Genomic DNA, 6,391 nt, shown 5'->3' on the forward strand with positions numbered 1-6,391 from the left:
GGGGTGACTGGAGCGGCGGGGGCTGCCGGTTTGGCGGGCACGGCGGGAGTAGGAGGTGCGGCGGGTTCGGCCGGGGTCGCCGGGGCGGCGGGCGCTGCGGGCTTCGTCGGTGGTGCAGGTGCCGCTGGGTTCGCGGGCGCGGCAGGAGCTTCTGGCGTTGCGGGTTCCATGGGCGCGGTCGGCTCGGCGGGGGCCGCTGGCGCGGCGGGCGCTGCGGGTTCTGTCGGGGCCGCAGGTGCGGGCGCTGCGGGCTTCGTCGGTGGCGCAGGTGGCGCTGGGTTCGCGGGCGCGGCAGGGGCTTCCGGCGTCGCGGGTGCCGGAGGCGTTGCCGGCTCTGCGGGTGCGGTCGGCTTTGCAGGTGCCGCCGGCTCTGCGGGTGCGGCAGGAGCTTCTGGCGCTGCGGGAGTTGCCGGCACCGCAGGCGCGGTCGGCCATGCCGGGGCCGCAGGCGCTGCGGGTTCCCTGGGTTCGGCGGGTGCGGCCGGGGCTTCCGGCGCTGCTGGTGTCGTCGGTTCCGCAGCCGTTGCCGGCCATGCCGGGGCCGCAGGTGCTGCGGGTTCCGTGGGCTCGGCGGGTGCAGCCGGCACTGCAGGAGCTGCCGGCGCTTCGGGCGTCGGAGGTTCGGCAGGGGCCGCTGGCGCCTCCGGCGTCGCAGGTTCGGCCGGAGCCTCAGGAGCGGCGGGTTCCGCCGGGATCGCCGGTTCGGGCGGTGCGCCTGCCGGCTGGTCGGCCAAGGTGCTGGGGGCGCTCACCAAGCCCGCCGTCGCCGTGGCGGCGGGTGCGACGATCGCCGCGGGTGGCGTCTACGTCGTCACGCAGTCCCCGAACGACCCACCCCCGAAGGCCCTTGCCCCCACGGCGACAGTGGGCACCCTTCACCCCTCGTCCGTCGCCCCGACCACCGCGTCCCCCTCACCGTCCGCATCCCCGTCCCCGTCGCCCTCTCCCTCTCCGTCGAAGACGACCACCACCCCCTACGGCTCGGTCGTCGACGCCGTGGACCAGGCCCCGGACCCGAACACCCCGCCCGCCACGCTCCCGCATCGCCCCGCGTCCGGCATCACCAGCACCGGCGGCGCGCACGCCACGATGAACCATCGCGGGGACAACGTGACGCTCAGCGGCCAGGGTTACGTCCTCGTGCGCTGGCAGATCTCACCGCAGTACCGCTCCGGCGCCCTGGTGATGCCGAGTTGGACCGCGTTGAAGGGCAAGCTCTTCCACGTGGCGTCGGGCGGCGGTCGCCGTATGGACGACCCGGTCAGCACCACCGACACCACCGCCACCGGCATGGGCAACGCGACCACCGGCTACGACGTCCTGCCCACCGGCACCCAACAGATGTGGCAGAACGAGTACTTCTACGTCGACGGCAGCGTCACCCTCACCGTCAACGAACGCGGCGCCGACTACGGCCTCAACGTCTTCCCCACCACCTGGGACGCCGTGGAGCAGGACATCACCACCGGCCCAGCCCAGGGCGTGACCCGCTACGGCCTGACCCGCGACACCGGCAAGGACAACGCACCGGTACCCCAGTACGTCACCCGAACCACCCCGGTCGACCCGGCGACCATGGCCCAGCGTTCCGAGCTCTAGCTGTCCCGGTTGTCGCCGTCCCGGGTGTAGTTGTCCTGCGCGGCCATGACCTCGTCACCGTGCGCGAACGCCCACGCCCCGAACGCGTCGATCGGGTCGAGCAACGTCCGCCCCAGAGCCGTGAGTTCGTACTCCACACGCGGCGGCGAACCACCGTAGGACCGCCGTGCCACGAGCCCGTTGAACTCCAGCCGCCGCAGTGTCTCCGTCAGCACCTTCTGGCTGATCCCGCCGATCCGCCCGCGCAGTTCGCCCGGCCGTCGCGGACCGTGCCGCAGCGCCCACAGCACCACGCAGTTCCAGGTGTTGCCCAACAGGTCGAAGGCGAGCCGGGCTCGGCAGTCGGCGAGGAACATCGAGTCCGTCGAGGTCGCTTCTGTCGAGTCGGAGGTCACGCACCACATGGTGCCCGAGCGGCTTCCTACTGTCGTGGCATGGAGATGCGGATAGGAATTCTCGGCACCGGCGGCATGGCGGACGCGCTGGGCACGCAGTGGATCAGGGCCGGGCACGAAGTGCTGTTCGCCGGACGGGACTTGGGCCGGGCGCAGGCGCTGGCGCGGCGACGGGGAGGCGCATCCGGCAGCCTCCGCGAGGCCGCCGCGTTCGGCACCGGCGCCGTACTGATGGCGTTGCCGTGGGACGCGGCGGTGGAAGTGGCCGGGCAACTCCCTCTCGACGGAAGGGTGTTGATCGACTGCACGAACCCGGTCGGCGAACGCTTCCGTCTGCTCACCGCGGGCGGCCCCTCAGCCGCCGAACAACTCGCCACCGCCGCCGGAGCCGAGGCCCACGTCGTGAAGGCGTTCAACCTCTGCCACGAGGACGTCTGGCGCCTGACACCCCCGGTGTTCGACGGCCGCCCGCTCGGCGTTCCCCTGAGCGGGGACGACGACGAAGCCCTCGCCGTCGTACGGCAGTTGGTGCGGGACATGGGCTGCGAACCGTTCGCGGCGGGGGAGTTGAACCAGGGCGCGACCTTGCTGGAGGCGACGGCCGCGCTGCTGATCCGGCTGTGGGTCGGCGAGGGAGTGGACGCCCAGTCCATAGCCCCGCCAGGGGAGTTGGCGGGGGAGCGGGACGCTGATCCGGCTGCGTCCCTCAGCCGTTCTTCCTGAGACCGCACAGGACGTCGATGCGGTTGGTGGTGATCGAGTCGACGCCCATGTCGAGGAGCCGGCGCATCGAACGGCGGGTGTCCGGGGTCCAGACCGAGAGGAGGTAACCGTCGCGGTGGACGCGCGCGGCGAGGTCCCGGTCGACCAGTGTGAAGCGGTAGTTGAGCCAGCGCGGCCGTACCGCTTCGAGCACCGCGGGACGCGGCGGCGCGAGCGAGGTCCAGGTGAGGGCGATCTCGGCGGTCGGGTCGGCCGCGCGGACGGCGAGCATCGCGTCGGCGCCCGCGCAGTAGTACGCCCGGTCGTCCGCCCCGCACTCGCGGATCACGTCCACGACCCGGCGCACGGCCCGCACGTCGGCGGGGCCGGGCAGGTCGACCATCACCCGGCTGCCCTCGGTCGCGGCCAGCGCCTCCACCAGCGTCGGCACCCCGCCGCCGGTGAGCCCGCGCACCTCGTCCACCGACAGCGACTTCAGTGGCCGGTCCACTTCCCACAGCCGTTGCAGCGTCTCGTCGTGCAGCAGCACGGGCACCCCGTCACGGGTCAGCCGTACGTCGAACTCGACGGCGTCCGCGCCCTGTTCGAGCGCGGAACGCAGCGAGTCGGTGGTGTTCTCACGGACGCGGTAGGGGTCGCCGCGATGGGCCACGGCGGTCACGTTCTGCATGACCTCATTGTGCTTGCCGTCAGGGGGCGAGCCACGCCGAGGTGTACGTGTCGATCTCCTCATTGACACGGGCCTTGCCGGCCGCGTCCAGGAAGGAGGCCGTCACGGCGTTCTTCGCGAGGTCGGCGACACCGCGTTCGTCGAGGTCGAGGAGGCGGGCGGCGACCGCGAACTCGTTGTTGAGGTCGGTACCGAACATCGGCGGGTCGTCGGAGTTGATCGTGACGAGGACCCCGGCGCGGGCGAACTCCTTGATCGGGTGCTCGTCGAGCGTGCGGACCGCGCGGGTGGCGATGTTGGAGGTCGGGCACACCTCCAGCGCGATGCCGTGCTCGGCGAGATGGGCGAGCAGCTTGGGGTCCTGGGCGGAACTGGTGCCGTGTCCGATGCGCTCGGCGCGCAGGTCGTTCAGGGCGTCCCAGACCGTCTCGGGCCCGGTGGTCTCACCGGCGTGCGGCACAGAGCGCAAGCCCGCGGCGATGGCCCGGTCGAAGTACGGCTTGAACTGCGGCCGGGGCACCCCGACCTCCGGCCCGCCGAGCCCGAACGACACCAGTCCCTCGGGCCGCAGCCGGTCGTCGGTGGCGAGCCGCACGGTCTCCTCGGCGGCCTCAAGCCCGGCCTCACCGGGAATGTCGAAGCACCACCGCAGTACGGTCCCGAACTCCGCCTCGGCCGCCTTACGGGCGTCCTCGATCGCGTCCATGAAGGCCCGCTCGTCGATCCCGCGCCGGGTCGACGAGAACGGCGTGATGGTCAACTCGGCGTACCGCACCTGCTGCCGGGCCATGTCCCGCGCGACTTCGTAGGTCAGCAGCCGCACGTCTTCCGGCGTCCGAATGAGGTCGACCACGGACAGATAGACATCGATGAAATGCGCGAAGTCCGTGAAGGTGAAGTAGTCGACCAGGGCCTCGGGGTCGGTGGGCACCCGGGAGTCGGGGTGGCGGGCAGCCAGCTCCGAGACGATCCGCGGGGAGGCGGAGCCGACGTGATGGACATGCAGCTCGGCCTTGGGCAGCCCCGCGATGAAGGCATGCAGGTCGCGGGCCTGACCGGCGACGGGTACAGCGCTGTGGTCGGACAAGGTTCCTCCCCGGAACGGCGCCCCGGGCTGTGCCGAGCGGGACGCGGGTGATCGGCTGATCGATGACTCGGGATCATCGTAGGCCGGGGTGGACGGGGGTGCGGCGGGGTGGGTCGGGGGTGGTGGTGGGGGTGTCGGCGATGATGCCGCCGGGCGGCGGGCGGCGGGCGGCTGAGGGTGCCGGTCGGGACGGGTGGTGCTGTCCGTGGTGTCTGTGCTCGCCCCGTGTGGCGGAATTGTCGGCGGTGGCGCCGCCGGGCAGCGGACGGCCGAGAGCGTCGGTCGGGACCGGTGGTGCCGTCGTGATGTCCGGCGAGGTCGGCGGCGGCACCCGTGCCCGCCCGCGTGGCGGGAACTGTAGGCGGTGACGCCGCTGGACAGCGGGCGGCTGAGGAGCGCCGGTCGGGACCGATGGTGGCGTCCGTGGTGTCCGGCGAAGCCGGCGGCACCCGTGCTCGCCCTGCGCGTGGCGAAACTGGCCGGTGAACGCTCTAGCATGGTCGGTCTGACGATCGACCGACGGGGACGGGGACGACACGTGGGGGACCAGACACAGCCCGACGGCGGCGCGGGAGCGAACAGCGACCCGTGGGCGCCGCCGGAGAGCAGGCCGTCGCTGGAGAAGAGCGCGCCGCAGCAGCCAGTACCCGGACAGCACCCAGTCCCCGGACAGCAGCCCGCGCCCGGGCAATGGTCCGCTCCGCAGGACCGGCAGCCTCCGCCGCAGTCGCCGTCCGTGCACAACCAGGCCACGGTGACCTCCCTGCCGTCCGACGGCTTCGCCCCACCCGCACCCGGCACGCCTCCCACCGCCCCGGGCTACGGCCAGCCCGGCACACCCCCCGGCCTCCCGAGCTACGGCGCTCCCGGCTACGGCGGGCCCAACACCCCCGGCGGCCCCGGAATGCCGGGTGGCCCAGGCGTGCAAGGAGGCCCCGGAATGTCCGGCGGCTACGGCTACCCCGGCTACCCGCAGGGCTACGGCTGGCCCGGTATGCCGATGGCCCCGCAGAACAACATGGGCACCGCGGCGATGGTGCTGGGCATCCTGTCCTGCTGCCTGTTCTGCTTCTACGGCGTGGTCTCCCTGGCCCTAGGGATCACCGCGATCATCCTCGGCGTCAAGGGCAAGAAGCGGGCCGACCGGGGCGAGGCCACGAACCGTGGTCAGGCCCAGGCGGGTCTGATCACGGGCATCGTCGGGACCGTCCTCGGTGTCATCACGGTCGCCGTGTTGATCGTCACGATCGTGTTCGCCATCAAGCACGGAGACAGCACCGACACCACGGACTCCGACCCCTTCTACAACTCCGCCCCCAGCCTGACGGCCCCGGTCCTGCCCCAGGCTTGACCTCGCCCCGGCAGCCCCCCACACCCACGGCACCCGGGCCCGCACTCACCCCGCCGAGGGTGTGCCCGCGCCCATGATCATGGGCACTTCTCCCGCTGGGTGCCCCGCCCTCTCTGAGCCTGCGCCGGCACAAGGGGTACAGGCTCCGCTCACACCCGCCGAGCCACCGATGCACCCGCACCCGCACCCGTGATCGCGACCGCCCCGGAACAGGCCGGAATGGACCACGAGCCGGCAGCCGCCAACGAGACGGGAGCGGGTCGTGGCGGTACGGCGCAGCCCGCCGCGTACCCGGCACCAACCCGTTCAACTGTGACAACACCAGAGGGGCCCGACCAGCGGCGGGCTCGCCGTACCGCCACGACCCCGACCCCACCACACACCCGCGCCCGCACCCGCGCCCCCGGACCCGGCCCGCCCCCACCCCCTAAGGGGCGCGGGGAACTGCGCGACCAGCCCCCACCGACCCGCACCCCGCACACAACCCCAAACCACCCACCCCCAACCCGGCACACACCCCGCTGTCTCTTATACACATCTCCGAGCCCACGAGACAGGCAGAAATC

General features: G+C 72.6%; 6 protein-coding genes and 2 pseudogenes. 3 read left to right on the forward strand and 5 right to left on the reverse strand.

Annotated elements, in window-relative coordinates:
* Positions 1-534 (reverse strand): annotated as a pseudogene (locus OO70_RS56520) (hypothetical protein); the annotation flags it as partial.
* 201 nt (positions 535-735) lie between these two features.
* Here OO70_RS56520 and OO70_RS56525 point away from each other — a divergent pair.
* Positions 736-1,599, forward strand: a complete 864-nt coding sequence (locus OO70_RS56525) for a hypothetical protein (RefSeq protein WP_407702907.1) — start codon at positions 736-738, stop codon at positions 1,597-1,599.
* On the opposite strand, the gene OO70_RS50000 is transcribed toward OO70_RS56525, so the two are convergent.
* Entirely contained in the window at positions 1,596-2,003 is a 408-nt protein-coding gene (locus tag OO70_RS50000) for a winged helix-turn-helix transcriptional regulator (RefSeq protein ID WP_078651918.1), read from the reverse strand. The two genes, OO70_RS56525 and OO70_RS50000, sit on opposite strands and share 4 nt — an antisense overlap.
* Before the next feature lie 36 nt (positions 2,004-2,039).
* Between OO70_RS50000 and OO70_RS50005 the strand changes: the two genes are divergently transcribed.
* Positions 2,040-2,717 carry an NADPH-dependent F420 reductase gene (locus OO70_RS50005; RefSeq protein ID WP_043688136.1) on the forward strand — a complete coding sequence of 226 codons (678 nt, stop codon included), beginning with the start codon at positions 2,040-2,042 and terminating at the stop codon, positions 2,715-2,717.
* Here OO70_RS50005 and OO70_RS50010 read toward each other — a convergent pair.
* The 3 genes and pseudogenes from OO70_RS50010 to OO70_RS55680 all read right to left on the reverse strand — a co-directional run bounded on the left by OO70_RS50010 (position 2,701) and on the right by OO70_RS55680 (position 4,805).
* Complete coding sequence (locus tag OO70_RS50010; protein ID WP_043688127.1) at positions 2,701-3,387, reverse strand: glycerophosphodiester phosphodiesterase; 687 nt, start codon at positions 3,385-3,387, stop codon at positions 2,701-2,703. The two genes, OO70_RS50005 and OO70_RS50010, sit on opposite strands and share 17 nt — an antisense overlap.
* A gap of 19 nt (positions 3,388-3,406) precedes the next feature.
* Positions 3,407-4,567, reverse strand: a pseudogene (locus OO70_RS50015) (adenosine deaminase); the annotation flags it as partial.
* Positions 4,548-4,805 (reverse strand): hypothetical protein, encoded by a 258-nt coding sequence (locus OO70_RS55680; RefSeq protein WP_199827564.1) that lies wholly within the window; start codon positions 4,803-4,805, stop codon positions 4,548-4,550. The pseudogene OO70_RS50015 and the gene OO70_RS55680, both read right to left, overlap by 20 nt.
* Positions 4,806-5,012: 207 nt before the next feature.
* Between OO70_RS55680 and OO70_RS55685 the strand changes: the two genes are divergently transcribed.
* Positions 5,013-5,825 (forward strand): DUF4190 domain-containing protein, encoded by an 813-nt coding sequence (locus OO70_RS55685; RefSeq protein ID WP_043688138.1) that lies wholly within the window; start codon positions 5,013-5,015, stop codon positions 5,823-5,825.
* Positions 5,826-6,391: the final 566 nt, after the last annotated feature.

Origin of the sequence: Streptomyces xylophagus, from assembly GCF_000716435.1 — a bacterium.
Taxonomy (GTDB): Bacteria; Actinomycetota; Actinomycetes; order Streptomycetales; family Streptomycetaceae; genus Streptomyces; species Streptomyces xylophagus.

Bases quoted from the DNA above. Each gene is read 5' to 3' on its own strand.
- OO70_RS50000 (WP_078651918.1), bottom strand. From the start codon at position 2,003: ATGTGGTGCGTGACCTCCGACTCGACAGAAGCGACCTCGACGGACTCG.
- OO70_RS50005 (WP_043688136.1), top strand. From the start codon at position 2,040: ATGCGGATAGGAATTCTCGGCACCGGCGGCATGGCGGACGCGCTGGGC.
- OO70_RS50010 (WP_043688127.1), bottom strand. From the start codon at position 3,387: ATGCAGAACGTGACCGCCGTGGCCCATCGCGGCGACCCCTACCGCGTC.